The sequence below is a fragment of the Oleiphilus sp. HI0128 genome (assembly GCF_001635365.1).
This window is the reverse complement of sequence record NZ_LWGG01001421.1, coordinates 1-1080: the sequence shown is the minus strand read 5'-3', so window position 1 is coordinate 1080 and position 1080 is coordinate 1. Positions and strand designations below refer to the sequence as shown.

General features: G+C 44.6%; 1 protein-coding gene. It reads right to left on the bottom strand.

Features of this window, described 5'->3' with window-relative positions:
- Positions 1-127 precede the first annotated feature (127 nt).
- On the bottom strand, positions 128-1080 hold a 953-nt coding region (locus A3763_RS23560; RefSeq protein ID WP_068760615.1), incomplete at its 5' end, for a 5-(carboxyamino)imidazole ribonucleotide synthase.

Genomic DNA, 1080 nt, shown 5'->3' with positions numbered 1-1080 from the left:
ACCAATAAAGAAATGATATTTGCGGAAGTTAGTGAGGGTTTGGAGGAAGAAGACTGGTTTGAAGAAAGCGAGCTTGAGTTTTTCTAGTGTCTCAAGCTGCTTTTGGGGTTTCTGCCTTTGAATCGGTTTAACTATGTTTGAATTCAGGGCTTCCAGGCAAAAAACTCGCAACATTCTTTACTCGCCAGGCAAGTTCTTCGTGGCTATCTGCTTGCACAGTCACGTGCCCTAGTTTGCGTCCTTCGCGTTCTTCTTTTCCGTACAAATAAAGGTTGGCGTAAGGAAGTGACAAGATACTCCCGGTATCACCTTTTTCACCAATAATATTGATCATGCAGGTGAGCTTTTGCGCTTCGGTGCAACCTAAAGGTAGGCCGCTGACAGCACGCAAATGGTTTTCAAACTGACTGCAATGTGCGCCTTCAATGCTCCAGTGCCCAGAGTTATGGACTCGAGGTGCCATTTCATTAGCGACTAAGCCGTTTTCTGTTTCAAATAATTCCAGTGTTAAAATGCCGACATGCCCTAGCTCATGCATTAACTCTTTAATATATTGATTTGCTTGAGCATTTATATCGTCCGCGACCTTAGCTGCAGGTGCGATGGAATAGCGCAGAATGCCTTCGTGGTGGTCGTTTTCTGCTAGTGGGTAGACTTTCATGCTGTCATCAGCTGAGCGTACAGCGATAATTGACAGCTCTCGAGAAAAGTTTACGAATGCTTCTGCAATAAGTGTGTTTGTGCCATTTTTACCTTCGCCAATAGCCTGCCATGCTGCTTCGCATTGTTCTGCTTGACGAATAACGAACTGGCCTTTTCCGTCATAGCCTTCTCGCGTTGTCTTGGTGACGATTGGGCAACCTAGTTTTTCGACAGCCGCTTTTAACTCTTCAAGGGAGTTGACGATATGGTAGGCAGGAGTGGGAATTCCAAGTTTGGTAAATAGTGCCTTTTCCTCAGCTCTATTTTGACAGACTTCAATAGACTTTGAGGGGGGATAAAGTGTACTTTTACTTTCGATGTATTGTGTTAGTTGCGCTGGAAGGTGCTCAAATTCATAAGTGACGACATCAACGTCAT